The sequence below is a fragment of the Aporhodopirellula rubra genome (assembly GCF_014192335.1).
GTDB classification, from domain to species: domain Bacteria; phylum Planctomycetota; class Planctomycetia; order Pirellulales; family Pirellulaceae; genus Rhodopirellula; species Rhodopirellula rubra.
The window spans coordinates 1-15,676 of sequence record NZ_JACHXU010000044.1; the positions used below are offsets into that span (position 1 = coordinate 1).

16 protein-coding genes and 1 pseudogene are annotated in these 15,676 nt (G+C 53.4%); all 17 read left to right on the plus strand.

The genetic code is table 11. From position 1 onward, the window contains the following. Positions 1 to 191 (plus strand): annotated as a pseudogene (locus FHS27_RS30860) (hypothetical protein); the annotation flags it as partial. A 377-nt stretch (positions 192 to 568) separates the two neighbouring features. After that, entirely contained in the window at positions 569 to 1,165 is a 597-nt protein-coding gene (locus FHS27_RS29965) for a hypothetical protein (protein WP_184310008.1), read from the plus strand. A 167-nt stretch (positions 1,166 to 1,332) separates the two neighbouring features. Then, positions 1,333 to 1,956 carry a DUF4304 domain-containing protein gene (locus FHS27_RS29970; RefSeq protein WP_184310010.1) on the plus strand — a complete coding sequence of 208 codons (624 nt, stop codon included), beginning with the start codon at positions 1,333 to 1,335 and terminating at the stop codon, positions 1,954 to 1,956. Between the two features lie 171 nt (positions 1,957 to 2,127). Next, positions 2,128 to 3,339 (plus strand): hypothetical protein, encoded by a 1,212-nt coding sequence (locus tag FHS27_RS29975; protein ID WP_184310012.1) that lies wholly within the window; start codon positions 2,128 to 2,130, stop codon positions 3,337 to 3,339. Between the two features lie 589 nt (positions 3,340 to 3,928). Then, the gene (locus FHS27_RS29980; protein ID WP_184310013.1) at positions 3,929 to 4,375 is read left to right on the plus strand and encodes a hypothetical protein; all 447 of its coding nucleotides are present in this window, start codon (positions 3,929 to 3,931) and stop codon (positions 4,373 to 4,375) included. A 722-nt stretch (positions 4,376 to 5,097) separates the two neighbouring features. Beyond that, positions 5,098 to 5,370: a hypothetical protein gene (locus FHS27_RS29985; RefSeq protein ID WP_009094813.1), complete on the plus strand. Its 273-nt coding sequence runs from the start codon at positions 5,098 to 5,100 to the stop codon at positions 5,368 to 5,370. Positions 5,371 to 5,821: 451 nt separating this feature from the next. Further along, on the plus strand, positions 5,822 to 5,962 hold the full coding sequence (locus tag FHS27_RS31760; protein ID WP_390854931.1) for a hypothetical protein: 141 nt from the start codon (positions 5,822 to 5,824) through the stop codon (positions 5,960 to 5,962). A 248-nt stretch (positions 5,963 to 6,210) separates the two neighbouring features. Then, complete coding sequence (locus FHS27_RS29990; protein WP_184310015.1) at positions 6,211 to 6,582, plus strand: hypothetical protein; 372 nt, start codon at positions 6,211 to 6,213, stop codon at positions 6,580 to 6,582. A gap of 117 nt (positions 6,583 to 6,699) precedes the next feature. Further along, positions 6,700 to 7,182, plus strand: coding sequence for a hypothetical protein (locus FHS27_RS29995; RefSeq protein WP_184310017.1), 483 nt, complete (start codon positions 6,700 to 6,702; stop codon positions 7,180 to 7,182). A 975-nt stretch (positions 7,183 to 8,157) separates the two neighbouring features. Further along, complete coding sequence (locus FHS27_RS30000) at positions 8,158 to 8,472, plus strand: hypothetical protein (RefSeq protein WP_184310019.1); 315 nt, start codon at positions 8,158 to 8,160, stop codon at positions 8,470 to 8,472. 983 nt (positions 8,473 to 9,455) lie between these two features. Beyond that, positions 9,456 to 10,223, plus strand: a complete 768-nt coding sequence (locus FHS27_RS30005) for an SIMPL domain-containing protein (RefSeq protein WP_184310022.1) — start codon at positions 9,456 to 9,458, stop codon at positions 10,221 to 10,223. A gap of 828 nt (positions 10,224 to 11,051) precedes the next feature. After that, positions 11,052 to 11,447: a hypothetical protein gene (locus tag FHS27_RS30010; protein ID WP_184310024.1), complete on the plus strand. Its 396-nt coding sequence runs from the start codon at positions 11,052 to 11,054 to the stop codon at positions 11,445 to 11,447. 292 nt (positions 11,448 to 11,739) lie between these two features. Continuing rightward, a complete protein-coding gene (locus FHS27_RS30015; RefSeq protein ID WP_184310026.1) occupies positions 11,740 to 11,946 on the plus strand; it encodes a hypothetical protein in 207 nt (68 codons plus the stop codon). 234 nt (positions 11,947 to 12,180) lie between these two features. Then, positions 12,181 to 12,783 (plus strand): YdeI/OmpD-associated family protein, encoded by a 603-nt coding sequence (locus FHS27_RS30020; protein ID WP_184310028.1) that lies wholly within the window; start codon positions 12,181 to 12,183, stop codon positions 12,781 to 12,783. Between the two features lie 126 nt (positions 12,784 to 12,909). Continuing rightward, on the plus strand, positions 12,910 to 13,335 hold the full coding sequence (locus tag FHS27_RS30025) for a hypothetical protein (protein ID WP_184310030.1): 426 nt from the start codon (positions 12,910 to 12,912) through the stop codon (positions 13,333 to 13,335). A 344-nt stretch (positions 13,336 to 13,679) separates the two neighbouring features. Beyond that, entirely contained in the window at positions 13,680 to 14,453 is a 774-nt protein-coding gene (locus tag FHS27_RS30030; protein WP_184310033.1) for a S1 family peptidase, read from the plus strand. 100 nt (positions 14,454 to 14,553) lie between these two features. Next, positions 14,554 to 14,976, plus strand: a complete 423-nt coding sequence (locus FHS27_RS30035; protein WP_184310035.1) for a cyclic-phosphate processing receiver domain-containing protein — start codon at positions 14,554 to 14,556, stop codon at positions 14,974 to 14,976. Positions 14,977 to 15,676 lie beyond the last annotated feature (700 nt).

Sequence of the window (15,676 nt, forward strand, 5' to 3'; positions counted from 1 at the left end):
AACAGCTCCTCCTGAAAGGTTGCTTCCAACAATCCGTCACGCGTCCATTCCACCACCAATACAAAACCGCCGCGCTAGCGGCTTACTTGAACCATGGCGTGCACACGGAGCGGGGCTTGCAGCCGGTTTTGAAATGGACAACTTTACTCTCCCCGCCCGGTGACGCCGGACGTTATTCGACTGAGTCGTAAATTGCTTCTCAGTAATTTACCTGCTCCACAATGTCATCGTCAGCACTGCTTCGATATAGCCATTGCGGTATCGCTCGCGGACTGAAATCCCCACACCCAGCTTCGATTTCAGGCCCGACGGGAAATGCGACTGCGTTCGACACGATTCAATCTCCTGCCATCGGCCTTTTCTAGTCTGAACGTGGCGAATAACCAAGGATGAGGAAAAGGTGTCCGGTACCGAATAGCTACAACGGTACCGGCCACCTTTTTTTCGGCACGTTCGGCAATTCTACGTTTCGATGATTTCGCTAACTCCAGATTTTCGGTTCCGGCTGATGGTCGCTTGAAGAATGCTGCACCCCAATCCTCAAACACTATTGCTTCTATCCTTCACGATGCTGATCAGTATGGGATGCAATCGCAACCAAGAGCAATTGGCACCAAACACGAGGTCGGCTATTGAAGATCACACGTTGAACCGACTCGATTGGGATTTGATCTATCGCGTTTCACAGCATAGTCGCATTGCAACGGACGCTGAAATTGATGAGATCAAGCGATCCTGTGGAGAACTTCCACAAGATTATGCTCTATTTGTGAAAGAATTCGGTTACGGTAGCCTGGACGACATCGACGTGCTGACTCCGGAAGCGATTACGGAGCAGACGCCCTATTTGCGTAAACAGGTATTGGCCGAATGGCTTTCATTTTGCGACTCATTTGATGAAACCGCAATTATCCCTAGTAGTTCCAGCCAAGATGCTATCCCTTTTGCTAAGACAGCATGGGGTGACTACTACTTTTCCTCACCTTCCCAGCCAGGCACGCATTGGCATATTTGGCGTTCGCACGATTGGGCAGACTCATCACCTACACAGATACCGCTTGGATTTGGTAACCTATTTCTTCATAGGTTTGGCGATGGTAGCATTCAAGAGCTTGGACCGTCTTCCCCGGTGTTCCGCCCAGCAGTGGACACGAAGATGGATTAGAAAAGGTGTCCGGTACCGAATAGCTACAACGGTACCGGCCACCTTTTTTTCCCCACCTTTTTTTCCCCTTGGTTTCCCGCTTGTTTCGACGCTAGCAGGCTATCACGATTTCGTTTCTTACACACGCCCCAAAATTGCGGACAACCTAATCGTTACTCGATGTAGCCATGGCAAAATCGCCCGCCCAATCAAAATTTGACGACATAGTCAAGCGTGCGGTGACTCCTGTCATGAAGCCTTACGGCTTTAAGAAGAAGTCCGTGACCTACCGTCGGCGCAACGGAACCGTTGTCCAGGTGGTCAACTTGCAGTCGAGTTCTGATTCAACAGCTTTTGAGAAGCTGTTCTACATTAACGTTGGTCTGGCATTTGACGAAATTTGTGCACTCACTGGTCTGGAAATCAAGGATGATGCCCATGACTATGATTGCGATCAACGTGGATTCCGTTGTCGGCTAGAAAATTTGGACGATGACGCACCGCATCGTTGGTGCGTTTCGGCCGAAGAAGACTATAGTGTCGACGATGAGCTAGCTATCGCTGTCCAGAAACTCGCTGCGAATCTCGCGGTTATTGATAGCTTGGAAGCATTTTCTCATCATCATTGGTTTGATACGTCATCGCCGACCAACATTCATGCGCAAACGCACTACCTCCTTGGTAAGCCAGATGAATCCTGGAACACAATTCTTAAGATCTGCAGCCGGTTTCCTGATCGACCCAAGCTCGCAGCCCCTGCTTTCTGGGTCGCGGACTGTAGCCTTCCAGGCCTCGCAGACCGACTCCCCTAAAATGAGGAAAAGGTGTCCGGTACCGAAAAGCTGCAAAGGTACCGGCCACCTTTTCTTCGGCCTCGACGGCGTTTGCACGCCGGTCATCGTACGGGCGGATGACTGAGACCTGTCCCTGGGCCTGTTCTTTCTTTGCCTGACGCTCCATTTCTGCGATTACCCTCATTCAATATGTTTAAATTTTTCCGCCCATTAAGCCTCCTGATTGCCATCCCTTTATTGAGTTTGGCGCCATCTATCGCCGAGGGACAAGAGGATAGTCGTGCCATTTTGCGACGCTTGGTAACGACATGGCAAGACTATGAGGGAATCGTGGTAGACGGAACTATCGAAGAATTCCAAGGTGGGAGCAGTAAAGGAGAGAAGCGGTTCAGGGCGATTTATGGTACTGCGGAATCGGCAACGGAGTTGAGGCCGATATGTATCGGGTATTTAGTGCCGAACCCAGGTGAGCCACATCTAGACGAAAAAGAATTGTTTGACTATTGCATGGTCGTTAAGAATGGACTGTTAGGGCAATTCCGAAGGGGATACATCTCAGAAACTAAGCCGGCTAACTACCGATGCAGTAATATGTACGTCACGAATATTACCGATTTGCCTCGTGGCTTGTCCGCTATCAATCGGCTTATGGTCGGAGGTCCTGATGGATTTACGGTCGACGAGACTGGTGCATTCGGGCAAGTCGACCTCGTGATGGAAAACCTCAAGCTTGATGTGCTGGGTGACGACGAGTTTCTTGGCCACAAATGCAAGCGGGTTCGCGTAACGTATCGGAACGCAAAGGCCCCTACGGCCGGCACTATCAGGTTCGAGCAACTAGTTTCGCTAGAGCCTTCTGCAAGAATCTTGGATACAACGAGTGTGACAGGTAGCAATGAATTAATTGTGAATCAAATAAAGGAGAGGTTGGACGACACAGAAGTCGAGAGCCTTCAAGTTTTTGGTGGACGGCTGATAGCAACTCGAGCTTCGATTTACGGCCCGAACGCCTCTGCCCCTCCCTCCCGTTCGCTGTACTTTCGCATTAATGTTGACACTGTCGAGTCACTGCCGAATGACTATCACGGATTGTGGAGTTTCGATGGGCCATCGGGCACTCTTTATGGCGGCCCTGCTGAATCCGCTGTACGGCACTTGGGGGTTCGAGCGGATAGATCCACGGTGGATGAGTATGCCGCTGAAACGGCCCTGAATGAAGTCAGCTTTATCGACTTTACGCCCGAACAGCACGAAAAAATTCGTCGCTTTTTGAAAATCGATAACGTACCCAAAGTGGCGGGAACGTCGCGTCGGATATTGTTCTTAGGTGTCAATATTGTGGCTGTCTTACTGTGCTGGGTGTTTTGGCGACGGCGCAATAGAGCTTCGGGTGAGCGGTGATTGTTTCGAATCAGAACAAACTCTTCGCGTGGGGTCAGACTCGGGTTTCGGGTTTGACGCGTGAGGAAAAGGTGTCCGGTACCGAATAGCTGCAACGGTACCGGCCACCTTTTTTTCGCCCATCAGCGAGATGCGCATTCACGGAGAAACGCAGAAAGCGATTGCCGAGGCACTCGGCTGTAGGCGTTTCAACGATCTTCAGAGAACTCGCTCGAAATCGATCTCCCAATCACGGCTACATTCCCCTTCAGCTCGCTCAGCGTCGATAGAGCCAACCGACGGTGGCTTCGACGTAGGAGGAACCTCGACTGCACTCAGTCGTCACCGAAAAGCTCAAGGCGAACCGAGTACCGCAACGGATCAGCGGATGGCTGGACGAGACCAATTCGGGCCTCCGGGTGAGCCACCGGACGATCTGCCAATTCCTTTGCGTTCTGGATCTGGAAGAGGCCTACTTGCAAGGCGATGCGATATGGCGCAACCTCGTCGTTGCCGCAGCCGACTCACCTGACTCCCGTTGGCTAGGAGGGGCGGTGCATTTCCGAGAATATTTTTAGACTTGGTACAAACCTTCGCGGGGCAATTCTGAATGAATGAGACACAGGAGCAGCTGCAGCGAGTTACCGACATCGGGAACTTTAGTCTCAAGGGAAAAGTTTTGCTGGCAATGTCGATCGTTTTGTTTTTTTCTTCGGTCGTCTACGCGGCGATGCAAAATCCTATTTCCGCTTATGATTCACGTAGCGGACGACGATTTTTTGGTTTCGCGTTTGCGGCGTTCGCAGCGGGAGGATTCGTTGCGGTGGCGATTCTTTTGGAATCAATGGTGCAATCGATTTACAAGCCTGGACGCAATCCGTTCAAACCGGGCGACTTCTCGGATCCTGAAGATGCGGGCTCAAGTCCGACAGAAGCAGAACAGGGTGAAGGAATGCCATCGATTCCCGTTGCCATTACTAGTGGTGCCAATGTAACTAGCCCGAAGGAAGGGCCTCTCGCTGACCAAGCTGATAACGTTCAAGACATCGTTGGATAATTATCGAGTGTGGCAGAGATCCGGTGATTGGTGTGACGACATCGTTGGGGATGGAGGCTGGGACTGACGCGACGTTACCGCATCCCGGGCAACTAAGCAGGTAGGCTGGAGTCTTTCAGCGTATTAGCGGTTTTGACGCCGGCCTGGACACTAAAACGTTGGTCTGACACGAGTTCTCACCAGTCTGATTTTGTTCCGCGATTTGGAGCGCGATCCGGAGGGATGGAAGCGATTAGTCGGGGGGGCTACGCAGCTTTGCACTCCTCCGGGGACGAAAAACACGAACCACCGACTCTGAAAGGGACGTAGATTTGATGACCCTTTCTGGGGAGACATGTTGTCGATCAATCCGTTTTCGGTGGTGTTCGCTTCGCTCAAATCACTGGCTAATCTCCGGGAATCTCTTCGGAACGGAAGCTGCTCCCGAGCATTGTCAGTCAATGTCAAATTTTGGCGACCGAGCGTCGGCCACGGTTTTCAGTTAATATAAGGGCAAACGCCCAAGCGGTTCATGAAGTTCGATGCAATCATTGCTGGCTACCTGCTCAAACGCTTGTCGCAGAGTAGCGCGTGCTCCTTAATGTGAGTCGCGGAGTTCCTTTACTCCTAAGAAAGTTTTCGATTGCGATACCTCACTTTTTTCTTGTTTGCGTCCGCATTTTTTTTATTGCATTTACTGGATCGTCCTGGATGCTCGAAGGCGGAATACGAGTGCTCTATTTGTGGGGCTCGCATTCGGTTGGCTTGGGCCGCTCGCGTTGATTGGATGGCTCGCGTTGCGGCCACCAATTGAGCCCGTTATCAAAACGTTGGATGATTACACCGACCCGGCCGATGCTCTCGAAACGGCGGTTCGGCTTGACTCGCAAGGTGACTGGGACGCCTCTATTGAACTTTATCGATACGTGGCAGAACGATGGCCCGATCAAATGCCGTACGCTTTCGCATGCATTCGTGAAATTCATGCAAAGCAAGGCCACGCTGGACTGAATTGATCGCTCGCTAGCGATTGCTGCTCGGTGCTGTTATGTCGTAACTGCCGGAATCGTGGCCTGCGTTCGTGCCTTTCGTAAAATGAGCTGCTGCTAAGGAGTTGTCGCGGAAGTCGCTAGGTGATGGGCACTGAATCCGAGTGAGTCCGGTCATATGGAACGGGCTCGTTTTCGTTTGAAATGGTTTCGACAGGTGCAGTGCCGTGCACCGAAGTTGGTGTGCTCTTCACTCCAGTGATTCCTTTGGATCGGCATCGCACTGGTGGCGAGCCATGGCATCTGGTGTTTCTTGACTCGATCCGACCAGAGTGAATGTCTGAAACTCTAACCCCACCAACGCCGCTGTTTGCTGCACACGCACGTGGCGACGCCGCTGCCACGATTTGCGATTGAAGCAGGATGCGACGTGAACGTTCGCGATCCGAGGCCCTAGATCGGAAAGGGGCGTTCGCCTTTGCATGTTGCATTCGAGATGGACAACGAATCGATGGTTTGGTTGCTGCGTAAAGCTGACGCCGATGTCAATGCGATGGATGGCCACGGGCAAACACGGCTTTGGGCGTTTGTCTCAATGTATGTGTCCAGGCCGTGGTGATTTTGCTCGTGGGTGGTGCGGATGTAGGGATCCAAGACGAATTGCGGAGGCCTCCCGCAAAATAGGTTTTCGAGCAAATCGGCCGTTTCAAGGCTGTGCTGGTTGCGTTGAATGGGCACGGCACGGCAGGGCAACCAGACATTGGACCGGAGAACGAGCGAAGCAAAAATTGTTCGTTGAGAGGAGTCCCCGTCGTTCCGGTGGTGTTGAGCGTTATCAGGCGTGAAAACGATAGGAGTCCACTATTTATGCTTTACCGATGTCGCAACTGCACGCACGAAGAAGCTCGCGGGGTGTTGCCGACCGCTAGCTGCGGGATGCTCCTGTTCGCTCAGATGGGGCTCGTCATTGGCATGCTGATTCCTGCTATACGCTATCTCCGAACCCTGGCAGGCGAATCTTTGGGGACAAACGCTTCCGTCGCGGTCGACATGGGATGGTGGGTGTTGCTGGTTGTTCCGTTGTCCGCTGTCGTTGTGATTGCGGCTACGATTTTTGGGACGCTCGCCTTGAATACATTGCTTGAGCTATTGGAGTGGGTTGCCTATTCTTTCCGGCGGTGCCCCAAGTGTGGACGTCGGTGTTGGGCCTGGGGCTTCACCCGCGGCTTCGGACTGTAGTGATTGATACGGATAGCGAAGTCGATCATCCGGACCGAGTCTGCAGGTTTATGGAAACGGAGCCCCGGTCGTTTCGGTGTTGTGGTGCCGCCTCCTGCTTATGGAAACTCGTGTTTGATGAATTTGTCCAAACGTTTTCGTCTCGTCGTTGCTGCATTGTTGGTCGTGCTGTGGGCAGGCTGGGCGTATTGGTCCAATATCCCACATTACTATGACGTTCAAGCAATGGAGCAAGAGCTCGCGGAGCTGCTTCCCGCGGGTGCAGAGCCCAAGCTGGCGCCAGCGGTTGGTGGCTTTCCGGTGGATTACATTCGCTACGACTTCTCTCAAGACGATCGGTTGACAATTCAGGAGTCTTCGACAGACAAGCTCGGGCTGAATGTTTTGTTGTGTGCATTGGCGACCATGGCGGTTGGTGTTCTTGCTCTGCGGGCGACTGCATCGCGATCTAGTTTCACCATCGCATTCTGCTTGTTTTTGCCGACGTGCCTTGCATACGCGCTGTTCGGACGCGATCAGATCGTGGTCGCTTACGTGTACTTCCTGCCATTGGCCGTTTTCGCAGGGGCGTTTTTGGTAGGCTTGGTCAGAAACAAATAATGTGCAGAGCCATTGAGGGCTTTAGCCCGGACTATACGTGGGAACGGTGGCTAATGCTCGTCTGCCAAACTCTTGGTGTTGACTGACAATGTGTTTGCGTCGCTTTTGTCCAGACGGGATTGTCTGAAATTTGCCGCTGGTTTGAGCGAAGAGGACACCACCGGAAGCTGATTGATCGACAACATGTTGACCCTGGAAGGGGCATCGAGTCAGCGACCCTTTTAGGGTCGGTGGTTCGTTTTTTCGTTCCCGGGGGTGCGCCGCTGCGCAGCAACCCCCGGCTAATTTCTTCCATCCCTTCGGGATATCGCTCCAAATCGCCGAACAAGAACGGACAGGTCAAAACGTGTGCAGACCGAATTTTGGTCGTCCCAGGCCAACGCCAAAAATAGCTAGTACATAGGCAGACTGTAGCCTACCTGCTTAGCGTTGCGATTGACCATGCTGTTCACGAGGGAGCTGTTCACGAGGGGGCACTGCCACGTGAGCTTTTGGATCGGAGCGTTGTTTCCTTGTGCCCGGTATGCGACGGCAGTTTTTGATGGATGAGAGAGGATTATTTGATGCGAAAACCGAAGTTTGGTCTGAGACTTTTGCTTACGCTTCCGCTCTGTTTAGGGGCGTTCTACTCCGGTTGGAAGACGCACGAATCGAAAGTGGTCGGTATGCACAGAGCGTACGAGGCTTCTGCGAAACAGCGAGCGTCTGTCGTTGCCGCCGAACTGTCGCGTGATCGAGAAGTCTATTCCGCACGACTAAATAATTCGGTTGACCGAATTGAACACAGGCAGCGTATGCAAACTGTCCGTCGTTTGCTTGATGACCCCAAAAGCGTGATGTTGCAATCCGAGAGAGGGTTTTAATGGCTAAAGTGAGTCAGTCAATTCGCGATTGCATTTTTGCCGCTTGTTTGGTTGGGGGGCGTTTGTGGGGGGATGGTATGGGTTCGCATACTCATTTTCAGATTCCCGCCGAGTGGCATTTGATTCTTCGCGACCGCACTTCATCCCTCATGGTTGCGAGGCAGTCGTTTGCACTCCGGCGGCTGACACGGCTTCGATTTCAGTCGGAGACCGCGTTGACATTTTCGTTGAAGTTGATGGCAAATGCGAACCTCTTATTCTTGATGCCGTCGTGACAAGGCAGGCGAAGACTAGCTTCGGAATGCTCGCTCGGTATGGTGGACGCAGTCTTTTGGCGTATGCGAAGCGGAACGACTGGCGTCTCGTCATTCGACCTTCGATTGCATTAACGGACCCGATCGTGATCAAATCGTACGACGGAAAGTGACGGAGAGGGGCGCGGCGTGTGTTAGCAAGTCGAGCACCATCGCCTGTGAAGTGTTGCTGTTCAGATTGTGCGAAATCTCACGTGATGCGTTTGCTGTATGAGGCGTGTTTTTTGCCACCGAGATCATCGAGAGCACAGAGGTCTTCATCGGGCTGTTCTCTGTGATTTCGGTGTCCTCTGTGGCGTGCTCGTCAGCGTGAGGGCTAGCGAATTTGTCTGTAGAGTCATTCGTTTTAGGGACGCTGCCGTCGCTGGAGATGGGCGACGAGGCGTGAACCGGGGTTTTAACCGAGCGTTGTGGTCGCTGTTTCTTGCTACTGGCAAGTCAATCGCTGTCGCCTGCATGACGCTATCGTCTATGCTGGTAGAAGTGTCACGTAATGCGTTTGCTGTATGAGGCGTGTTTTTTGCCACCGAGATCACCGAGAGCACGGAGGTCTTCGCCGGGCTGTTCTCTGTGATCTCGGTGTCGTCTGTGGCGTGCCCGTCAGCGTGAGGCCTAGCGAGCATTCGTTTGTGAAGTCAGTTATTTTAGGGATGCTTCCGTCGCTCGAGATGGGCGACGAGGCGTGAACCGGGGTTTAACCGAGCGTTGTGGTCGCTGTTTCTTGCTACTGGCAAGTGAATCGCTGTCGCCTGCATGGCGCTATCGTCTATGCTGGTAGAAGTGTCACGTGAAGTGTTTGCTGTATGGTGCTTGTTCTAAGCCACCGAGATCACCGAGAGCACAGAGGTCTTCGCCGGGCTGTTTGCTGTGATCTTTGGGGCCTCTGTGGCGTGCTCGTCAGCGTCAGTGCTCACGAGCTTAGCATGTGAAGCGAGTTGTTTAGGCAACGTAACCAACGCACGAGATGCCCCGCATCGCGTAAAGGATGAGGGGTGACAGAGGGGCGGTGGTCGCCGTTTCTGCAGTGGTTGGTTTCTCGCCGCCTACGTGTCACGACGGATCTGCGAATTCAGTACGCCACACACTTGGATCATCAATGCGATTGCCAATCTTCCTACTTTGCTTCTTCAATTGTTTATCCCTGTTCGCTGAAGAACAGCGATTCATCACTGTCACTGCGGCCGGTGAAGTACACGTGACGCCTGACGAAGTGGTGCTGGAACTTGATGTTCGTACGCGTGAGAAGAAGCTCTTGGAGGCAAAGCGAAAAAACGACGCGGTCTCGCACTCGCTTTTGAAGCTGCTGAGCGACCATCAAATCCCAAGGGCCAGCATCAAGCTCGATGACCTCGACGTTTCCCCGTATTTCGGGGAGTATGGCGAACGACAGGAAACGCCTGTCGCATACGATTATTCGAGATCCATATTGGTTCGGCTCACGGAATTTGACAAAATCGAACCGCTTCTGTCCGATGCTTTCGACGCGGGGATCACGCATGTCTCACGCATGCAATTTCGCGTCAGCAGTCAGAGAAAACATCAGTTTGAGGCGCGACGGTTGGCGGTAGCGAATGCCAGAGAAAAGGCTGAGCACCTCACGGAGCTGGCAGGCATGAAATTAGGGACAGCTTTGCAAATTGAAGAGCACATTGAATACAACGAAGCTGCTGCGGACTTTTTTGCAACTGCCGGTGTGGGTGACGCGCCGCGGCCGGTTGCAAAAAGCGTTATTCCAAATAGGGGCTCAGAGTACACGTTCATTGTGCAGCACGGCGACGTCAACGCAGAGTCCTCGCAGCTCAATACGCCTGGTCAGATTGCTATCTCGGCGGAAGTGAAAATTAAGTTTGAGATGCTGCACTGAGAAAGAGAGGCATGCGGTGCACGCGAACACCACGGCCAGGCGAGTTGATTTGGGCGGGCAAGCGGGAATGATCGAGTGCGACCTCATGAGCCGTTTTGGGCGTTGGCCCCGAGTGCAGGTGGGAACTGTGGCTAATGCTCGTCCGCCACACTCTTGGTGTTGACTGACAATGTGTTTGCGTCGCTTTTGTCCAGACGGGATTGTCTGAAATTTGCCGCTGGTTTGAACGATGCGAACATCACCGGAAACTGATTGATCGACAACGTGTTAACCCTGAAAAGGTGATCGAGTCTGCGACCCTTTTAGGGTCGGTGGTTCGTTTTTTCGTTCCCGGGGGTGCGCCGCTGCGCAGCAACCCCCGGCTAATTTCTTCCATCCCTTCGGGATATCGCTCCAAATCGCCGAACAAGAACGGACAGGTCAAAACGTGTGCCAGACCGACTTGTTAGCGTCTCCGGCCAACGCCAAAAACGAATAGTGCGTTGGGAGACTGCTGCCTACCCGCTTCGAACCGCGAGATGGGATGTTTATTTGCCGTGCATCGAAATTCTGGAGCGGCTGCGAGCCGAGTTTGGGACGTTGAGGCTGGGGGGCTTTGTTCGAGTTGTCGTTGCGTTTGGGCGGTGAAATTGCTTGGAGAGTTGGGGCGTTTGAAGCGATAGCGGTACTTGAAATTTGCCCTGACGTGGGACGTTTGTTTTGTGACGGAGCGGTGGTGTCGCACGAGTTTTTCGGCTGGCGATTTAGACACCGTGGATCTGTGTCACGGTGGTGGTTATGTTGGCGTGGTTCCAAACAGATTCCGTGACGCAATGATAGTAAGACGCCGTGATTCGATCGCTTCAGTTTCGCACCGTCTTCATTGTCTTGTTGGTGGCCGGACCCTTCTTGGTTCTGCCGTTCCTTGCTTTGATGCCGGCTCTATCTGTCTCAAGGGCTGCATGGGGCAATGTTCCACGCTTACCGTGGCGTATCGCAGTGTCGCTTTCTGTCGTCGCGGCATTTTTGCTCACGCTTCCGCATTCGCCGATGTTTGTTGGTTTGGATGGACCGATCCCGCTCGACTTTTTTGATGGCTGCATTGGTGCTGGTAATGCACTGTCCGATCTCGTGGCGACGCAGTGCTACTTTCTGAACGCTGGTTTACTCGTTGCATTGATCATGCTGCCGGTGAACGCTGCTCACTCGTTTGCGAATTCTAAAAATCGGTTTTCAAATAGGTGACCATTCCGGTACGTAGAAGCCGTGAGGTGGAGTTACTTGCAGCAGATGGATTTTCATTGCCTGCCAGTGACGTATGCCGGTATCTGGATGGAAAATGATGAATTGCACGCCTGAGGACGTAACGCATTTCGGTCAGTATTTCAGGCCGCTCAAGTATGATCCGAACGCGACTCGCTCTTTTCATCTACAGGCAGGGGGCTTCTACTGGTCGGATGAGATGCCCGAGTTCGTCGACGATGGACACCCTGTCTCAATCAAGATGTTTATGGTCTCGCTTCTTGGGTTCCGTACGATGCGAATGCAAGGAGAGAATGTTCCTGAGTTCGAGCCGTTGTGGAATCGACTGCGTGACGTCTGTCCGGCGTGGCCAGGGTTCAATCCCGATCGCGTGGACCCAATGCTGATCCCGGAACTTATTTTGGCGATGAACCACGAGTTTGGCCGTCTCGAACGGTACCTCGCAATCTGCGAACGACGCAAATTGCGTCGCGAAAAATGAACACGTGCGTCGAAGGCTAAATCAAGCAGAAGCAGTATGGCGAAAAGCCGCGACGATGCAGCGGAGGCCGTGCTGTCGATCCGAGCAATCCCTACGGTCCACCGGCAGCGGACGCTCCTTTGGAAGGCTGATCGCCACGCGATGAACGCGAGGTTGCCGTCGCTACGTTTGTCAATGAAAGTTTGGTCGGCCACCCGGTTGTCGCGATCGCGATGCCAGAGTAAATCTAGGTTCATGCCTCAACCCGATCCCACCAGAATCATGACCTTTGCATCGCCGAAAGATCTCGGTCGATGGCTCGATGGGAATCATTCCACCGAAAGTGAGTTGTGGATCAAGATATTCAAGAAGGGGACCGGTGTTCCGAGCGTGAGTTGGGACGATGTTGTGATTGAGGCGTTGTGCTGGGGATGGATTGATGGTGTCAAGAAGTCGATCGATGACCAAGCCTATCTCCAGCGGATCAGTCCAAGAAAAACGCGAAGTAACTGGTCAAAAAGGAACAGGGAGCATGCGGAGCGTTTGATAAACGAGGGCCGGATGACAGAGTCGGGACTCGCACATGTCCGAGAGGCCAAAGCGGACGGCCGGTGGGAGAACGCTTACGCGGCGAGCGAGATGAAAGTGCCAGAGGATTTTCTGGCTGCTCTGGATCGCAAGCCGGAAGCGAAACAGTTCTATGAAACGCTGAACAAATCGAATCGCTATGTCATCGCCCACGGACTGGGAAGTGCGAAAAAGCCCGAAACAAGGCAGCGACGATTTGCGAAATTTATGGACATGCTTGTCCGCGGAGAAAAGCCCGGTCACGCGGCCGGTAAAATGAAAAAGGCATAGGCAGGACGATGAAGCGGAGACGTGCACCTTTTTCCATGGAAGTTGTTGTCGGCATTGTGCAGTCTCGGTTGCATTGTTTTACCTTGGGGATCTCGAAGGCAGATACGATAAAGCGATGACCGCCCCATGACACTCAGCCTCAGTTTGTTTGATCCCGAGAAGGGCATGTATGCGTATGTGCAAAGCGATGAGCTAGACGGACGTTCGGCTGTAGGATTCGAGAACTACCGCTCACGGCTTTGGGGCTCCCATGCGATGCGACGTCGAGCGTATCGATTTTTCCCAGTGTTACGCAGTGCCGATTTATTCGTCTACCCGCACGAATTCGAATGCTTCAAGCTTGAATGCGATTCCGTGTGGGGGCAGTCTCGTGATATTGCGTCGGAGATTTGGCCTGACGAGTTCATTGACCGTTGGTGTCCGATCCGCCGCAGCGATCGGATTCGCAGGCATCGTGTTCGCGGCGCCCGATCGATTCGGGAATACATTATCCGAATACGGTTCGCGATTTCGCTTGCGGAATCTCATGGGCGCGGAGTGTCGATTTCGTGATCGACGTAACCATCAACCCCATCGGGCTGATTGCGAAAATGGGGAGAATGATGGGGCTGTGAAACGGTGTGTCGGCCGCATCGTCGTTTTTGCATTTCGTGCGGGGCCGCTTGCTTGTGGGGGGTATCCGATTCGACTCTTTTTGCGTCTACGTCTATTCGATGCGTCTGAAAATGCGTGACTTGATTACTTGCTGTGCCAGAAATTGCAGTCGTTTCAGGTGAGTTTCATTGGATGGGGGACTGCCTATAATCGTTGGCGGTGCGGTTGTGTGCGGTGGAGAGCGGTCTCTCGCCGCCTCAATGCACCATGAGTCGTAGCATTATTCGATTGAAAGCCATCGTATGAAGTTCCACCTGTCTTTCCTGTTGTGCGTTCTGGTATCGGTGACGCAAAGTCATGCCGACGGCGGTGATCCGGTGGACCGATTGGACCGAGTCGCGTGCATTGAGTCGCGGCTTGCCGGGCAACCCAAGGTGGGGAAGCTGTGTTCCGCATTTTTCATTAGTGCGGGGCCTCGGCTCTACCTTGTCACTGCTGGCCACGCATCTGCTGACACGAATGGCGACAGTCGTCTGCGATATCGCGACGCGAAAGGCGAATCGCAGTGGGTCGCCTTAAAGATATTGGTGCCTCCATCAGCCAATCCGTGGAAGCGAGATCCAACGTCCGATCTTGCGGTGGCGGAGCTGCAATTGCGTGAGGAGAACAAAGCTTATCTTTCGCAACTGGCTGCGCTTGCAATTCCGATGGAGTCGCTTTGTACGGACACGCCACCTCGAACCACCGCGATCGTGACGATTGGATTTCCGCTCGGGCTTGGGGTGCGAGATGGAGTTTCGCCGATTGCCGTTGTCGGACATGTTTCGTCGAGAGATACTCTGGCTGATAATCGTTGGGGGCAAGAGCCTATTGTTCTTTGCGACCCGGCGTTAGCGGAGGGGACGAGCGGTGGGCCAGCGTTTCTTCTTTCCGACCCCCTGGACGCGATTACCGTCGTTGGAATGTACATCGGGGTCGTTCGCGATTCGTCGGGGGCGAAATTGTCTAAGATGGTACCAGCTCACCTGATCCGCGAGTTTATCGCTGACCTCACAGTGAATTCGGACGGCAAATAGTCAGACGAAATTCTCACGTTGAAATGGATCGATCGATGGAGGAATCGGTTGATTGTTGTTCAACGGAAATTCTTCGTAATTCGATTGGCAGGCGGAGAGCATGCGATATCTGTTGATGCTTGAAGACGACTTGGATCGGATTCGACGATTCACGGCCATTGTTAAGTCGTGCCACCCCAATGCACGTCTTGAAGTTTACCGAACGGCTCCCGAATTCATCGCTGCCTACGTTACACTGGGCGAAATTCCCTGTCTGGTTTGTCTCGACCACGACCTGTTCGCTGATTCGCCTTCGGATCCTGATCCCGGAGACGGTCGAGATGTTTCGGCGTATCTCACGACCCAAACGCCCGTTTCGCCGGTATTGATTCATTCTACGAATGCACCCGCTGCGGATTCGATGATGTACTCGATGCGTGACGCGGGCTGGACTGTTGATCGCATCGCGCCGATCGGTGATGATTGGATCGAATCGTACTGGTTTCCAACTGCATCGGAGATGATTGCCCCGACTGGCGTTTGACTTCAGTGCGTGCGGGATTTCTGACAGTGGTCGATGCAAACAAATCCGCGATGCGTGATCGGTATGAGGCCCGGAGGGCCGGCAGAGTTGTTCCAGGGGCTGTTAAGCCCGGTCGGTGTATCGAGCCAAACCGAGAGACCTGAAGGACTGACACAAGGACAGTTCTCGAAGCGTATCGGTAAAGGTTGTGTCGGCCCTCCGGGCCTGGCTGCGTCGTTGAGTTTGTTGCCGGGGGTTGGCACCCCCGGCAGTGATTGTGTCGGCACTCCGTGCCTGATGTTTCATGTGCTCAACGGCCGTGAAGTATGAAGGGATGTGTCGGGGTTCATCCGCAAAGGCTGGCTGTAACTCACGCGGTGATCTCAGGGGATGCGAACTGGATTACTGATGGAAGTTGATGCGAACAAACCTGCGATGCGTGACCGGCATGAGGCCTGGAGGGCCGGCAGAGTTTTTGCCGGGGCTGTTAAGCCCGGTAGGTGTATCGAGCCAAACCGAGAAGCCTGAAGGGCCGACACGAGGGCGGTTCTCGAAGCGTATCGGTAAAGGTTGTATCGGCCCTCCGGGCCTGATTGCGTCGTTGAGTTTGTTGTCCGGGGGTTGGCACCCTCTTTATAGCCCACATCTTATTAGCTAGTTCCGAAGACGGTGTAGGCTTCGCGGTAGGCTTCCATTCGCCGCAGTCCTCGCCAGATGGTCT